The sequence below is a fragment of the Orenia marismortui DSM 5156 genome, from assembly GCF_000379025.1.
Classification (GTDB): Bacteria; Bacillota; Halanaerobiia; order Halobacteroidales; family Halobacteroidaceae; genus Orenia; species Orenia marismortui.
The window spans coordinates 148,995-165,008 of sequence record NZ_KB900620.1 but is presented as its reverse complement, the minus strand read 5'-3'; the positions used below and the strand labels follow the sequence as shown (position 1 = coordinate 165,008).

Below are 16,014 nucleotides of genomic sequence, written 5' to 3'. Positions count from 1 at the left end.
TTAGTAGTTAACATCTAATAAGCAATTAACCTAAATCTTCGTACCTTATATTTATTTGGATATCAAGTAGAATATACCAAGTAGTTAAAATTCATAAAAGCAGGATAATATAAAAGGTATATGGAAATAATAAATTATTAAGTTTATGATTTGTTCAACACTTAGTTGATCAATAGGGAGGTGAAAAAAGTGGACAACTTTGTTCATTTACATTTACATACTGAATATAGTCTATTAGATGGAGCGATCAGAATAAAAGATTTGGTCAATCAGGCCAAAGAATCTAATATGCCAGCTGTAGCTATAACTGATCATGGTGTAATGTATGGTGCAGTAGATTTTTATAGGCAAGCAAAAGCTGCAGGGATAAAACCAATTATTGGTTGTGAGGTCTATGTTGCTAATAACCATTTAAAAAAAGACAAAAATAATAAAGGCTTAGCCCATCTAGTACTATTAGCAGAGAATAATCAAGGTTATCAAAACTTACTGAAGTTAGTATCAACCTCCTATACGCAGGGATTTTATTATAAACCAAGAGTTGATAAAAGTTTATTAAGGGAATATAGCGAAGGGATTATCTGTTTGAGTAGCTGTCTGGCAGGTGAATTAGCTAGCTTATTAAAGAATAATCAAAAAGAGAGAGCTAGGGAGGTTGCTTTACAGTACCAAAGAATATTTGGAGAAGATAATTTCTTTTTGGAACTGCAAGATCATGGCTTAGCAGATCAACATCTTGCTAATAAAGGATTAGTAGAATTAAGCGAAGAGTTGGAGATTCCCTTAGTTGCTACTAATGATGCTCATTATTTGACTCAAGAAGATGCTAAAGTTCATGATGTATTATTATGTATTCAAACAGGGAAAGATATTGATGATAAGAATAGAATGAAATTCCCTAATGATCAATTTTACTTAAAATCTTATCAAGAGATGAAGGAGATATTTAAAGATTATCCAGAAGCAATTACTAATACCATAAAGATTGCTGATAGATGTAATGTTGAGCTAGATTTTGATAATATCTTATTACCACATTATGATGTGCCCAATGGAGAAAGCTTGGAATCTTATCTCCGTAAGTTGGCTTATGAAGGCTTAGAAGATAAATATGATAAGTTAACACCTGAAATTGAAGAGAGATTAGAATATGAATTAGGTATAATTAATCAGATGGGATATCCGGCTTATTTTTTGATTGTTAGAGATTTTATTAAATATGCTAAGGACAATGATATTATTGTGGGGCCGGGTCGAGGTAGTGCTGCTTCTAGTATAGTTTCTTATCTTTTGGATATTACTGAGATTGATCCCTTAAAATATAATTTATTATTTGAAAGGTTCTTAAATCCAGCTCGTGTTTCAATGCCAGATATTGATATTGATTTCTGTTATGAGCGGCGTGATGAAGTAATAGATTATGTAGTTAGAAAATATGGACAAGATAAAGTAGCACAGATAATTACTTTTGGTACTATGGCAGCCAAGGGTGCGATTAGAGATGTTGGTAGAGTGCTAGGAATTGCTTATGAGAAAGTAGATAAGGTTGCTAAAGCCATCCCTAATTCATTGGGGATTAGCTTAGACCAAGCTTTAAAAGAATCTAAGGATTTAAAGAATCTATATCATTCTGACTATCAAGTTAAGGAAATAATTGATTACTCTAGACAGATTGAAGGCTTGCCACGCCATGCTTCAACCCATGCTGCAGGAGTAATTATTACTAAAGAGGAGATTACTAATTATACTCCACTTTATATGAGTAAAGGTGAGATTACTACCCAGTATCCAATGGGAGATTTAGAATCATTAGGTTTATTAAAGATGGATTTTTTAGGTTTGAGAACTTTAACTGTTATTAATAAGACTTTAGATCTGCTCAAAGAGACTCAAGGGGTAGAATTGAAATTAGCAGAGATACCCTTTGATGATGAAAAGGTTTTTGAATTATTGAGTTCTGGAGATAGCTTAGGTGTATTTCAATTAGAAAGTGATGGGATGAGAAGGTTAATTCAAAAGCTAAAACCTGAAGAGATTGAAGATATTATTGCTTTGCTTGCCCTGTATAGACCAGGGCCTTTAGGGAGTGGTATGGTAGATGATTTCATTGCTAGACGCCATGGAGAAGAAGAGATTGAATATCCCCACGAAGATTTAAAAGATACCTTAAAAGCAACTTATGGAGTAATCTTATACCAAGAACAAGTAATGCAGATTGCCCAAAAAATTGCTGGATATTCTTTGGGTGAAGCTGATATTTTGAGAAGGGCTATGGGTAAGAAAAAGCCTGAGGTAATGAAGAAGCATCGTGATATTTTTATTAATGGTAATGATGAAGTTATTGGTGTAGTTAATAATGGATATAGTCAAAAATTAGGCGAAGAACTATTTGAATTGATTGAGTATTTTAGTGGTTACGGATTTAATAAAGCTCATAGTACAGCCTATGCTTATGTCTCTTATCAGACAGCTTATTTAAAAGCGCATTATCCTGTAGAATTTATGGCAGCCTTAATGACCAGCTTAATTGGGAATAGTGATAAAGTAGCAGCTTATATAGCAGAATCCGAAAGAATAGGCATTAAGATACTTGCTCCTGATATAAATTATAGTAAGGTAGGTTTTACTGTAGAGGATGGTAATATTCGTTTTGGCTTGGAGGCAATTAAAAATGTAGGAAAAAAAGCTATTGAAGCAATTATAGAGTCTAGAGCTGAAGGGAAATTTGAGGGGCTAAAGGATTTTTGTGAAAGGGTAAATTTATCTAAAGTAAATCAAAGAGTTGTGGAAAGCTTAATCAAAGCTGGAGCCTTTGATTCTTTAGGATTTTATCGTTCTCAATTGTTAAGAATATTAGAAAAGGTTTTTGAACAAGCTCAAAAAGTACAGAAACAAAAAAGTAATGGTCAAACAAGCTTTCTTGATATATTTGATGAAGATGAATTCATAGTTGATCAAATAGAGATGCCTGATATTGAAGAGTTTGAGTTTAGAAGGCTGTTATCTTTAGAAAAAGAAATGTTAGGCTTTTATCTTTCAGGTCATCCACTACAAGATTATTTAGCAATGCTAAAAGATAAAAGAACTAATAGTAGTCAAAATTTAAAAGTCAATCAAGGAAAAGTTGTTGTTGGAGGATTAATCGTTGATAATCGTGAAATATTAACAAAGAATCATAATAAGATGGCTTTTTTGAACTTAGAAGATGAAGTTGGAGAAATAGAAGTGATTGTCTTTCCAAATGTCTATCAAAAGTATCAAGAATATATTCTTGAAGAAGAGGTAGTACTAATCAAAGGAAAAGTCAATCAAGAAGGAAAGTTGATTGCAGCTCAAATAGGAGACTTGGAGAGTGATTTTTATTCTAAGGGAAAAGAGAAGAATAAAGAAGTAGATATTCTTCATTTACAATTAGAAAAATTAGATGATGAAGTATTGTTTGACTTAAAGAATATTTTATTACAATATAGAGGAAGTAGTGCTGTTTATCTTCATTTAGTTATTGACTCCAAAAGAGTTAGTATCAAGCTGGATGCAAGATATAATGTAAAGTTAAGTGATAGTTTGAAGGAAGAATTGAATAAATTAGAATTAAAACATTCTTTGAGCTATAATTAATAGCAAAGGATTATTTTATTAATATATAAATCAACTTCAATCCAAATATTCCTTAAGTAGAATGAAGTTACAATTTATCGTATTGATGCATATAATATATGTACAAATTATAAAAGGAGGAAATAAGATGAAAGAGATAATAATTGAACAGTTAGCAGAACGAGGAGTAGAATTAGAGGAGATAGCAGATATAGTTTATGCTTTACAGAAACCATATAGTGATAATTTAAACATAGATGAGTGCTTAAATGCTGTTGATAGAGTTTTAAATAAAAGAGAAGTACAATATACATTGTTAACTGGAATTGCTTTAGATAAGTTAACTGAAGAAGATAAAATTGAAGAACCATTAGCTAGTATTATAAAAAGGGATGAGCCGTTATATGGAGTAGATGAGAGCTTAGCATTGGCAATTGCCAATATTTATGGAACTATTGGTTTTACTAGCTTTGGATATTTAGATAAGAATAAATTTGGGGTAATGGAAAGACTAGATAGCAAAAAAGATAATGTTAATACTTTTTTAGATGATTTAGTAGCTGGAATAGCATCTGCAGCTTCAGCAAGAATCGCTCATCAAAAGAGAAATGAAGCTGAATTAAAAGAGGAAGAAGTATCTTAATAATTGAAAATCTATAATGTATAATTAATAATTAGAAATATAGTTATAGCTTAACTTTTTTTAATTTGATCTTAACTCTAGTACTAAGTGAAATTTTTTAGACTATAGACTAGTAAAACTTCAGGATAGGTTATTAATTATAAATTCTTAATTGTTGTTGAAGGGAATGATGATATGGACTACTATAAAATTATAGCAACTGTCAGAGGAACAGTTAGTTATCGTTTGCGCCATACTTTTAATCATAATAAATTAGACTATTCAATCAAAGTAGTAAAGCAAAGTGATGGTAGAAAATTAGAGTTTGCTACAGTTATTCCTAAAGAAAGAAAAGAAGAGGTATTACAGTTGATTAGAGAAAGTAGTCTAGATCCCGTCATTACAATTGCTCCAATATTAGAGTATAATAATCCAAATCCAGGTCAATTAGTTAGAGATATTTATTTAGCACCTAAAGCTAGTGTTAGTTCATTGGCTGAATTATATGATGGAGTTTCAATTGGATCTTTTAGTAGAGTGGTTGGTAATGCACTATTACAGGAAGATGTAAGAATTGGAGAAGGAACATTTATAGGCAGTGGAGTAGTTGTTAGAGGTCAAACATCTATTGGAGATAATTGTCATATTGGTACAGGAGCGATTATAGGAAATAATGTTATTATGGGTAATAACGTTAATATTGAAGAGAATGTTACAATTAGAGCTAATGTTGTGATCGGTGACAATGTATCAATTGGTACAGCAGCTAATATTGAAAGCAATGTAGAAGTTAAAGATAATGTTAGAATTGGACCTTTAGCTAGAATATTTAATGTGGGGCGCAAAAAGGCTGAATTAGATTCTAATGAAGATAGAAAGGTGATAGCTACTGTAATTAACTCAGGAACTTTTATTGGTAGTGGAGCAATAGTTGGTGGTAAGATAGGTTCAAAAGTAATGATCGGTTCTAATGCGGTAGTTCATACAGCTATAGTTGGTGATGGTGCTACAGTTGGTTCAGGTGCTACAGTTCCTTATGGTAGAAAGATAGAATCAGGTTTAACAGTGATTGGCTCACCAGCTAAATCTGTAGATGAATATAAGATGGAAAAGAACTTAATGAGTTTTTTGAAAACTAAGTATAAAAAGCAAATTTCTAATAATCCTTAAACAGCTTTTCTATAAGGGGAAGAATAGATTATGATTATCGAAGTTTAAAGTGAACCTTAAGAAAGATAGTAGGATAGTTTTGGAATTAGGCATTAGGAGGTAGGGGTTAGAAAGACCTTACTATCCCCTATAACCTAACTTCTAGTACCTAAAAGTATTGCAATATATTCATATTAATAATTTATAAGAGTATATAATATTAGAGGTGAATCTATGAATCAATTTTGGGAGTTATTAATTAAAGGAATACCGATTGGTATTTCTAATACTTTACCAGGAATTAGTGGTGGAACTATGGCTTTAGTATTGGGAATATATGATCGTTTGGTAAATGGAATTAAGAAGATAAATCTAAGGATTTTAATTCCGATCTTATTTGGTGCTGTGATAGGAGTAGTTGGTGGATCTAAAGTAATAGTTGGCTTATTTGACCTACAACCAGGCTTTACAATGGCTTTTCTATTAGGTCTAATCTTTACTTCAAGTAAAGTAACTATTAAAGAGATAGATAAGTTTAATTTCAAAACTATAGCTTTATTTATTGTAGGCTTAATAATTGCTTATTACTATTCAATAGATATCGATTCTGCAGCTAGTGGAGCAGATATTTCTTGGCTCAAATTCTTTTGGGGTGGTGCTATAGGTAGTGTAGCAATGATATTACCAGGAGTTAGTGGTGGTACTATTTTAATTATGTTAGGTTTATATCAGAATGTTTTGCAAGCAATCACTAACTTTGATATTCCAATCTTATTCTCTTTTGGTTTAGGAGTAGCTGTAGGTCTGTTAGGATTTTCTTGGTTATTATCTTATTTATTAGATAGATGGAGATCATTGTTGATGGCTCTATTAACAGGTCTAATTTTGGGCTCTATGAGAACTGTTATTCCAGATCAAATTGGTATTTTAGAGATTGTTGGATTTCTACTAGGTTTTCTTTCTATTTGGATATTGGATAAAAGAGAAGTATAAAAAATATCTAATTATATAAACTGCTATTGACACTTTTATTGTATTAAGTTATTATAATAGTAATAAGTTGTAATCAAGGGGGCTTATAATGGAGATAAAAGGAAAACAAGATTATATAGTGATTAAAGCTCTAGAAGATGGAGTAACAATTATTGGTTTAACTAGAGGACAACAGACTAAGTTTCATCATACTGAGAAGTTAGACCAAGGTGAGGTAATGATTGCACAATTTACTGAGCATACATCAGCAATTAAAATTCGTGGAAAAGCAGAACTTCTTACAGAACATGGTTCTGTTCAATCAGATTAGATAAATTAAGTTTAATAGTTTAGTGAGAATAGAGATGAGTTGAGAGTTAAAAATTGAATATTATTAGAAGAGTAGAGTTTAGATGAGATGAGTTGAGCGGTGATTTTGCCAAGATTATTAGAGTTTAGGGTAAAACTTTAATGAACAGATGGCAAAATAAACCAAATGTTGAGTTTTAGAATGGTATATCTATATCTATAGATATTATCTTATAAATTCTAATCATCAGACTTTAGTCTGGTGATTTTTTGTTTTATGACCACTAAAAAAGAGGAGATGAGCTAAGATGAGATTAGTTAGATATGGAGGGTTAATAGATGTATTATCCCAATAAGGAAGATTTTAAAAAACTAAGTCAAGAAGGTAATTTGATTCCGGTTTATAAAGAGGTTGTTGCTGATATGGAGACACCAGTATCTGCCTTCAAAAAATTAAAAAAAGATAAATTTTCTTATCTTCTAGAAAGTGTAGAACAAGGTGAGAAGATAGGAAGGTACTCTTTTATTGGAGTTGATTATCATGCTTTAATAAGTTGTAAAGATGGAGAAATAATTATTAAGGATCAAAAAGATAATCAAATAGATAAAAGGAATACACAGAATCCACTTCGAGATTTGAAGAAGATATTAGCAGAATATCAGGCTGTTGAAGTTGATAATTTACCAATGTTTTATGGAGGGGCAGTTGGATATCTAAGCTATGATGTTGTAAAGTATTTTGAGAATATACCTCAAGAAAATATTGATGATTTAAATCTACCAGAGATGTTATTTATCTTAAGTGATACTGTAGTAGTCTTTGATCATTTACGCCATAGTATTAAGGTTGTAGTAAATATTAGAGTCGATGATAATCCTCAGCAAGCTTATAATCGGGCTAAGGTTAAGATAGATGAAGTAATTTCTAATTTGAATCAATCACTTACAGAAGAAGTTATGACTAAAGAGTTTAAGAATAATAGTAATAATAAATTAGAGATTAAATCCAATATGAGTAAAGATGAATTTATGGAAATGGTTAAAAAGGGGCAAGAGTATATTAAAGAAGGAGATATCTTTCAAGTTGTTCCTTCACAGAGGTTTGAAAGTGAAATAGATGTAGAGCCTTTTGAAATTTATCGACAGTTAAGAAGAATAAATCCTTCACCATATATGTATTATTTAGATTTCAATGAATTTCAATTGGTGGGTTCATCTCCAGAACTCTTAGTCAGGGTTAAGGATGGAGTTATTGAAAATAGGCCGATTGCTGGAACTAGAAGAAGAGGGAAGAATAAAGAAGAGGATAAAATTTTAGCTAAAGATTTATTAAGTGATGAAAAGGAACGGGCTGAACATATTATGTTAGTTGATTTAGGGAGAAATGATATTGGTCGGGTTAGTGAATATGGAAAAGTTGAGGTTACTAGTCTAATGAATGTAGAATATTATTCTCATGTGATGCATTTAGTATCTAATGTAAGAGGTCTACTTAAGGAAGAAGAAGATATTTATTCAGGCTTAGAATCTTGCTTTCCAGCAGGTACTTTATCTGGTGCTCCTAAGATTAGGGCTATGGAGATTATTGATGAATTAGAAAAGACTAGAAGAGGTCCTTATGGAGGTAGTATTGGCTATTTTGGTTATTCAGGAAATTTAGATAGTTGTATTACAATCAGAACTATTTTAGTTAAAGATGCTAAGGCTTATGTTCAAGCTGGTGGTGGTGTTGTAGCTGATTCTAATCCAGAAGCTGAATATCAAGAAAGTGTCAATAAGGCGGCTGCTTTATTAGAAGCAGTTAGATTAGCTCAAGGGGGTGAGGGAGTTGATATTAGTCATAGATAACTATGATTCCTTTACTTATAATTTAGTACAGTTAATTGGTGAGCTAGGATATGAGATTGAAGTAAAGCGTAATGATCAGATAAGCTTAGCAGAGATAAAAAGCTTAAATCCTAATAAGATAATTATCTCGCCAGGACCAGGGCGTCCTAAGGATGCAGGGATATCCTTGGACTTGATTAAAGAATTTTCAGGAGAGATAGCAATATTGGGAATTTGTTTAGGCCATCAAAGTATAGCAGCTGCCTTTGGAGCAGAGATAGTTAAGGCTCCAGAATTAGTTCATGGTAAGGTATCTAAGATCATTAATAAGCAGAAAGGAATCTTAGAAGGAATAGATGATTTTGAAGCAACTCGTTATCATTCTTTAGTAATTAAACCTGAAACTCTAGCAGATAATTTTGAAGTAACAGCCAAGACAGCAGATGGGATTATTATGGGGATTCAGGATGAAGAGAAAGGACTATATGGTCTCCAGTTTCATCCAGAATCGATTATGAGTAAAACAGGTAAGGAGATTTTAAATAATTTTTTAAGTTCTTAAAGAGTTATTTAGTTGAGAAGAATAAAGCTCTAATAGCCAATGCTAAGAGCTAAAATTAAGAGGAGATGAGAGAAGATGAGAAGAGTAATTGATAAGATAATCAACCATGAAGATCTGTCATTAGAAGAGAGTCAATCAACGATGGAAGAGATTATGGAAGGCAAAGCTACACCAGCTCAAATAGCTAGTTTTATCACTGGACTTAGGATGAAAGGTGAAACTATTGATGAAATAACGGGAGCTGCCTTGGTGATGAGAGATAAAGCAGCAGAGATTAAAACAAATCAAGATATATTAGTTGATGTTTGTGGAACTGGTGGAGATAAGTTAAATACCTTTAATATATCAACAACTACAGCTTTTGTGGTAGCAGGTGCTGGAGTAAGTGTAGCTAAACATGGTAACCGTTCAGTTTCTAGCAAGAGTGGTAGTGCTGATTTGTTAGAGAAATTGGGGGTTAATCTCAATTTAACTCCTAATCAAGTGGGGCAATGTATTGATCAGATTGGGATTGGATTTTTGTATGCTCCAACCTTCCATCAGGCAATGAAATATGCTATTGCTCCCAGAAGAGAGATTGGAGCAAGAACTATTTTTAATATGTTAGGTCCTTTGACCAATCCAGCGAAAGCTCAGATTCAATTATTGGGAGTATATGATTCTGATTTAACTGAACCTATTGCGTATGTATTAAAGAATTTAGGGGTAGAATCAGCTTTTGTAGTACACGGTTTAGTAGGATTAGATGAGTTGTCAACAGTAGGTAAGACAAAGATTAGTCAGCTTAAAGATGGGAAAGTAGAGACATATTATATTGAGGCAGAGGATTTAGGTTTAGAAAGTGCTGGGATTGAAGATTTAGCAGGTGGAACTCCTGAAGAAAATGCAGAGATTACTTTGGATATATTAAAAGCTAAGCAGAGTAAAAAACGGGATGTAGTCTTATTAAATGCATCAGCAGCTTTGGTAGCAGCCAATCAAGTTCAATCCTTAGCAGAAGGAATAGAGTTAGCAGCTAGAGTTATTGATCAGGGATTAGCATTAGAGAAGTTAGAGCAGTTAATTAGATATAGTCATAGTTTAGTTGGGGAGGTAAGCTAAGTTGATTTTAGATAAGATAGTTAATCATAAGAAGGTAGAAGTAGAGAAGCAAAAGCAGGAAGAGAGTTTAGACGATTTAAAGAGAATTATTAAAGGTAGAGATAATACTAAAAACTTTAAAGTAGCTTTAAAAGATCAAGGGATGAGTTTAATTGCAGAGCTTAAGAAGGCGTCACCTTCTAAAGGATTGATCAGAGATGATTTTCAAGTTGTAGAAATTGCTAAGGAATATGAACAAGCAGGTGCTAGAGCTTTATCAGTGTTAACCGATTATGAATTTTTTAGAGGTAGTTTAAATTATTTAAGTGAAGTAAGAGAAGCGGTAGAATTACCTTTATTAAGAAAGGATTTTATTATTGATCCTTATCAAATCTATCAGGCTAGAGCCTATGGGGCAGATGCTATATTATTAATAGTAGCTATTTTAAGTAAAGAAGAGTTAGCAAAATATTTATCTATAGCCGATGATTTGGATTTAGATGTATTAGTAGAGGTTCACAGTAGAAAAGAATTAAATATAGCTTTAGAAATAGATACAGAGATAATTGGTATTAATAATCGAAATCTAAAAGTATTTGAGGTCGATTTAGCTACTACCTTAGGTTTGCAGAGATTGATTCCTGATGAAAAGGTGATAGTTAGTGAGAGTGGAATTCGAAATAGAAATGATATTGAATTATTATCAGAACATAGAATTGATGGGGTATTAGTAGGAGAATCTTTAATGAAAAGTAATAATATTACAGCTAAGGTGCAGGAGTTAATTAATTCTTAATGAATAATTATTAGACATAGGAGATGTGAGGTTGACGATGACAAAAGTTAAAATCTGTGGAATTACTAATCTAGAAGATGCCCAGGCTGCGGTAGATTATGGAGCAGATTTATTAGGGTTTATATTTGCTCAAAGTCCTAGAAAAATTAATAAAAAGCAAGTTAAGAATATACAGAGTCAGCTACCTAAAGGTATTAAGACAGTAGGAGTATTTGCTAATCAGCCTGTAGAAGAGGTACAGAATATTACTGATTATTGCCAACTAGATTATATACAGCTTCATGGCAGTGAAAGTCCAGAATACTGTCAGGAGTTTGAGCTTGCTATTATTAAGGCTTTTAGAGTAAAGGATGAAGGTTATTTAGATAAATTGAGCGAGTATAAGGTTGATAAATATTTATTAGATACTTATCATCCTGACAAATTAGGTGGTGTTGGCAAAGTCTTTAATTGGGACTTAGCTCTTAAGGCTAAAGAATATGGAGACATAATAATTGCTGGTGGATTGAATTCTGATAATATAGGAGAAGCAATTAAAGTAATTGATCCTTATGGAGTAGATGTTAGTAGTGGAGTAGAGGCTAAAACTGCTAAGAAGGATTTAAATAAGATGAAAAATTTTATTGATAATGCTAAAAATCTGAAATAGATAATTAAGAGGAGTGAGTAGTGGTGAGTGTTAATTTAAAGTCTAAGGTAAAGGGTAAGTTTGGTGAATTTGGTGGTAAGTATGTTCCAGAATTATTAATTCCTGCATTAGAAGAGTTAGAAGAGGCTTATGCTCAATATAAGAATGATCCTGAATTTCAAGAGGAACTTGAATATTATCTGAAACAATATGTAGGTCGAGCAAATCCCTTATATTATGCAGAAAGATTAACGAAAAAGTTAGGTGGAGCTAAGATTTATTTGAAGCGTGAAGATCTCAATCATATGGGGGCTCATAAGACTAATAATGCTGTAGGACAGATCTTATTAGCAAAAAGAATGGGGAAAAAGAGGATAATAGCTGAAACAGGAGCAGGACAACATGGTGTAGCTACAGCAACGGTAGCAGCAATGTTTGGTATGGAATGTGAAATCTTTATGGGGGCAGAAGATGTAAAACGTCAGGCCCTAAATGTATTCAGAATGAAACTTTTAGGGGCAAAGGTAACTGCTGTAACTGAAGGGACACAAACATTAAGTGATGCCATAGATGTTGCGATTAGAGATTGGATTACTAGAGCAGATGATACCTTTTATCTTTTTGGGACTGCTGCAGGTCCCCATCCCTATCCAACAATAGTTAGGGATTTTCAATCTGTAATCGGGAAAGAGGCTAGGGAACAGATTTTGGAGCAAGAAGGCAGGTTAGCAGATTATTTAGTTGCTTGTATTGGTGGTGGAAGTAATTCAATTGGTTTATTCCATCCTTTTATTGGAGATGAAGATGTGAAGATGATAGGGGTAGAGGCTGCAGGCTTAGGTGTTGATACTAATAAGCATGCAGCAACGCTAACTAAAGGTAGAAAAGGGATTATTCATGGTTCCAAAAGTTATGTCTTACAAGATGAGGTTGGTCAAATTCTACCTGCTCATTCAATCTCTGCAGGATTAGATTATCCAGGGGTAGGACCAGAGCATAGCTATCTTAAAGATATTGGTAGAGTAGAATATGTATCTGCGACTGATAATGAAGCAGTAGAAGCTTTCCAAATTTTATCTGAAGTAGAGGGAATTATCCCAGCCTTAGAAAGTTCTCATGCTATTGCTTATACATTCAAGTTAGCTCCTACATTAGATAAAGATAAGATTATTATTGTGAATTTATCTGGCCGTGGAGATAAAGATATATATACTGTAGCAGACAAGCTGAATGTTGAGATATAATTCCAAGGTTATCTATAGGACAATAATCTGACAACTAAAGCAAAGAACAGCACATCACGGAGAGTTTGTTAAACTCGTAGGGACAAGCTGAATGTTGAGATATAATTCCAAGGTTATCTATAGGACAATAATCTGACAACTAAAGCAAAGAACAGCACATCACGGAGAGTTTATTAAAACTCGTAGGGATAAACTGAATGTTGAGGTATAAGCAGAGGATTATCGCTAGAAGAATAATTTAATAATAAAATGGCTTATTCTAGTACAAAAATTGATGCAATAGAATGATAAAGCGACACTTTCGGAGTTAGGCGTTAGGAAATGGGAGGTAGGAAGACCTTACTAACTCCTATAACCTATGACCTATCACCTAAAAGTGTCCCATTATACCCATAAAAAGATACTATTAATATTTAAATTTAACTAGCACAACAGGTTAATAAAGCAAAGAAAAGCACATCACGGAGATTTTGTTAAACTCGTAGGGACAAGCTGAATGTTGAGATATAAGCATAAAAGTATCAGTAGAAGAATAGTTTAGTCTTTATTTCTGGTATAGTGTGATATTTTATATTAAGTAGTTAGGATTTAGGTAGTTTATTTTTCCTAATTCTTACCACCTATCTTCTAACTGCGAAACTTTCATTTTAAGGTTGGTAATCTATATACCCTATTAAATAAAGGAGATGAATAAATCATGAAAAAAGGTCAATTTGGTGAATTTGGTGGTAAGTATGTTCCAGAATTAATTATTCCTGCATTAGAAGAGTTAGAAGAGGCTTATGATAAATATAAAGATGATCCTGAATTTCAAGAAGAGTTTGATTACTATATGAAACAATATGTAGGTAGAGCTAATCCTTTATATTATGCAGAAAGACTAACTAAAAAGTTAGGTGGAGCTAAGATTTATTTGAAGCGTGAGGATCTTAATCATATGGGAGCTCATAAAATAAATAATGCTATTGGCCAAATTCTTTTAGCAAAACGAATGGGTAAAAAGAGAATAATAGCAGAAACTGGGGCAGGACAACATGGTGTAGCTACAGCAACAGTAGCAGCAATGTTTGGTATGGAATGCGAAATCTTTATGGGGGCAGAGGATGTAGAAAGACAATCATTAAATGTATTTAGAATGAGATTGTTAGGAGCAAAGGTAGTTCCAGTAACAGATGGGACACAGACTTTAAGTGATGCTGTTGATGCTGCACTTAAAAACTGGGTGGAAAGGATTGATGATACATTTTATTTATTAGGTTCAGCTGTAGGTCCTCATCCTTATCCAACGATGGTTAGAGATTTCCAAGCTGTAATTGGAAAAGAGGCTAGAGAACAGATTTTAGAGCAAGAAGGAAGATTACCAGATTATTTAGTTGCTTGTGTTGGTGGAGGAAGTAATGCTATTGGATTATTTTATCCTTTTGTTGAAGATAAAGATGTGAAGATGATAGGTGTAGAGGCAGCTGGATTAGGTGTAGATACTGATAAGCATGCTGCAACAATGGCTAAAGGAAGTAAAGGGATTATTCATGGTTTTAAAACTTATGTTTTACAAGATGAGGCTGGTCAAATTATGCCTGTACATTCTATTTCTGCAGGACTAGATTATCCTGGTGTAGGACCAGAACATAGTTATCTTAAAGATATTGGTAGAGCAGAATACGTGTCAGTAACTGATTCTGAAGCAGTAGAAGCTTTTCAGATTTTATCTGAAGTAGAAGGGATTATTCCAGCTTTAGAAAGTTCTCATGCTATTGCTCATCTATTAAAGTTAGCTCCTAAATTAGACCAAGATCAAGTTATTATCATGAACTTATCTGGCCGTGGAGATAAAGATGTATATACTGTAGCAGACAAGCTGAATGTTGAGATATAATTCCAAAGTTATCTATAGGACAATAATCTGACAACTAAAGCAAAGAACAGTACATCACGGAGAGTTTGTTAAAACTCGTAGGGACAAGCTGAATGTTGAGATATAAGCATAGGATTATCTATAGGAGAATAGTTTTAGAAATAAATAAAATATTACACAACACGAAGAGCCTCTCAAGGCTCGTAGGGATAGACTGAATGTTGAGATATAAGCATAGGATTATCTATAAGACAATAGTTTAACAATTAAAGCAAAGAAGAGCACATCACGGAAAGTTTATTAAAACCCAAAGAGGTAGATAGGAGTTGAAATTTATTGGGAAGAATTACTAAGGTGTTTAGTGAATTAAAAGATAAAGGTCGGAAGGCTTTTATTCCTTTTTTAATGGCAGGAGATCCAACTATTGAATTGACTAAAGATTTAGTTTTAGAGGCTGAAAGAGCAGGGGCTAATATTATTGAATTAGGAGTTCCTTATTCCACCCCCTTAGCAGATGGACCTACTATTCAAAAGGCAGGTAAGAGGAGTTTAGTTCATAAGACTAATTTAAAAGATATATTAAATTTAGTAAAGGAAATTAGAGAAGAGAGTGAAATTCCTTTGATCCTAATGGGATATTATAATTCTTTTTATCAATATGGCTTAGAAAAACTGGTGAAAGATTGTGAGAAGGTAGGAGTAGATGGAGTTATTATTCCTGATATGCCATTAGGTGAAGATCAAGAGCTAAGAGAATTTAGCAATAATTTAGATATTATTTTGTTAGTAGCTTCAAATAGTATTGAAAGAAGAATTCAGCAGGCAGCAGAAAATTCACAGGGGTTTATTTATGCGGTATCTAAACCTGGAATAACAGGTGCTAGAGAGGAACTATCACAAGAGGTAGAAGGGGTAGTGGAAAAGCTCAAAAAGTTAACTGATACCCCAGTAGCAGTTGGTTTTGGAATATCTAGGCCTGAGCATGTGAGTGAGATAAGTAAATTTGCAGATGGAGTTATTGTAGGAAGTGCTATTATTAAGCAGATAGAAGAAAATATAAATTTAATAGAAGATAATAAAGATGAGTTTTTATCCCAAATCTATGATTTTATATCTGAATTAACAATAGCATTAAAATAAAGTGACTTCTTAATTTCAAAGGGAGCTTAATGCCAAGTCGATTCGGTAGTACCAGGATCAACATTGCGTAATTAATATAGAAGATCGTGGTTATGCCAAGTCGATTCGGTAGTACCAGGATCAATATTGTGTATAAAAAAGGTAGCAATCTGTTTAAACAGATTGCTACCTTTTTGCTTAAATATTATTAAAAATACAAATTTAATTTGCAATAAAATGAATACTATGATAAT

13 protein-coding genes are annotated in these 16,014 nt (G+C 32.8%); all 13 read left to right on the top strand.

The genetic code is table 11. The annotated features are described in order from the left end of the window. The first annotated feature begins 189 nt into the window (after window positions 1-189). Entirely contained in the window at window positions 190-3,618 is a 3,429-nt protein-coding gene (locus tag OREMA_RS0110160; protein WP_018249157.1) for a DNA polymerase III subunit alpha, read from the top strand. A 127-nt stretch (window positions 3,619-3,745) separates the two neighbouring features. Beyond that, window positions 3,746-4,240, top strand: a complete 495-nt coding sequence (locus OREMA_RS0110155) for a phosphatidylglycerophosphatase A family protein (protein ID WP_018249156.1) — start codon at window positions 3,746-3,748, stop codon at window positions 4,238-4,240. Between the two features lie 174 nt (window positions 4,241-4,414). Beyond that, on the top strand, window positions 4,415-5,389 hold the full coding sequence (locus OREMA_RS0110150; protein WP_018249155.1) for a DapH/DapD/GlmU-related protein: 975 nt from the start codon (window positions 4,415-4,417) through the stop codon (window positions 5,387-5,389). A 213-nt stretch (window positions 5,390-5,602) separates the two neighbouring features. Beyond that, window positions 5,603-6,361 carry a DUF368 domain-containing protein gene (locus OREMA_RS0110145; protein WP_018249154.1) on the top strand — a complete coding sequence of 253 codons (759 nt, stop codon included), beginning with the start codon at window positions 5,603-5,605 and terminating at the stop codon, window positions 6,359-6,361. An 88-nt stretch (window positions 6,362-6,449) separates the two neighbouring features. Then, window positions 6,450-6,671 (top strand): trp RNA-binding attenuation protein MtrB, encoded by a 222-nt coding sequence (gene mtrB / locus OREMA_RS0110140; RefSeq protein ID WP_018249153.1) that lies wholly within the window; start codon window positions 6,450-6,452, stop codon window positions 6,669-6,671. A gap of 317 nt (window positions 6,672-6,988) precedes the next feature. Further along, window positions 6,989-8,497, top strand: coding sequence for an anthranilate synthase component I (gene trpE / locus OREMA_RS0110135; protein ID WP_018249152.1), 1,509 nt, complete (start codon window positions 6,989-6,991; stop codon window positions 8,495-8,497). Then, window positions 8,478-9,038, top strand: coding sequence for an anthranilate synthase component II (locus OREMA_RS0110130; RefSeq protein WP_018249151.1), 561 nt, complete (start codon window positions 8,478-8,480; stop codon window positions 9,036-9,038). The genes trpE and OREMA_RS0110130 overlap by 20 nt, the downstream gene beginning before the upstream one ends. A 75-nt stretch (window positions 9,039-9,113) precedes the next feature. Further along, window positions 9,114-10,139 (top strand): anthranilate phosphoribosyltransferase, encoded by a 1,026-nt coding sequence (gene trpD, locus OREMA_RS0110125; protein WP_018249150.1) that lies wholly within the window; start codon window positions 9,114-9,116, stop codon window positions 10,137-10,139. 1 nt (window position 10,140) lies between these two features. Beyond that, entirely contained in the window at window positions 10,141-10,914 is a 774-nt protein-coding gene (trpC, locus tag OREMA_RS0110120) for an indole-3-glycerol phosphate synthase TrpC (protein WP_018249149.1), read from the top strand. A gap of 37 nt (window positions 10,915-10,951) precedes the next feature. Beyond that, window positions 10,952-11,563 carry a phosphoribosylanthranilate isomerase gene (locus OREMA_RS0110115; protein ID WP_018249148.1) on the top strand — a complete coding sequence of 204 codons (612 nt, stop codon included), beginning with the start codon at window positions 10,952-10,954 and terminating at the stop codon, window positions 11,561-11,563. A gap of 23 nt (window positions 11,564-11,586) precedes the next feature. After that, window positions 11,587-12,786 carry a tryptophan synthase subunit beta gene (gene trpB / locus OREMA_RS0110110; RefSeq protein WP_018249147.1) on the top strand — a complete coding sequence of 400 codons (1,200 nt, stop codon included), beginning with the start codon at window positions 11,587-11,589 and terminating at the stop codon, window positions 12,784-12,786. A gap of 697 nt (window positions 12,787-13,483) precedes the next feature. Next, window positions 13,484-14,662: a tryptophan synthase subunit beta gene (gene trpB, locus OREMA_RS0110105; RefSeq protein ID WP_018249146.1), complete on the top strand. Its 1,179-nt coding sequence runs from the start codon at window positions 13,484-13,486 to the stop codon at window positions 14,660-14,662. Window positions 14,663-14,977: 315 nt separating this feature from the next. Continuing rightward, window positions 14,978-15,781, top strand: a complete 804-nt coding sequence (trpA, locus tag OREMA_RS0110100; RefSeq protein ID WP_018249145.1) for a tryptophan synthase subunit alpha — start codon at window positions 14,978-14,980, stop codon at window positions 15,779-15,781. The last annotated feature ends 233 nt before the right edge of the window (window positions 15,782-16,014 follow it).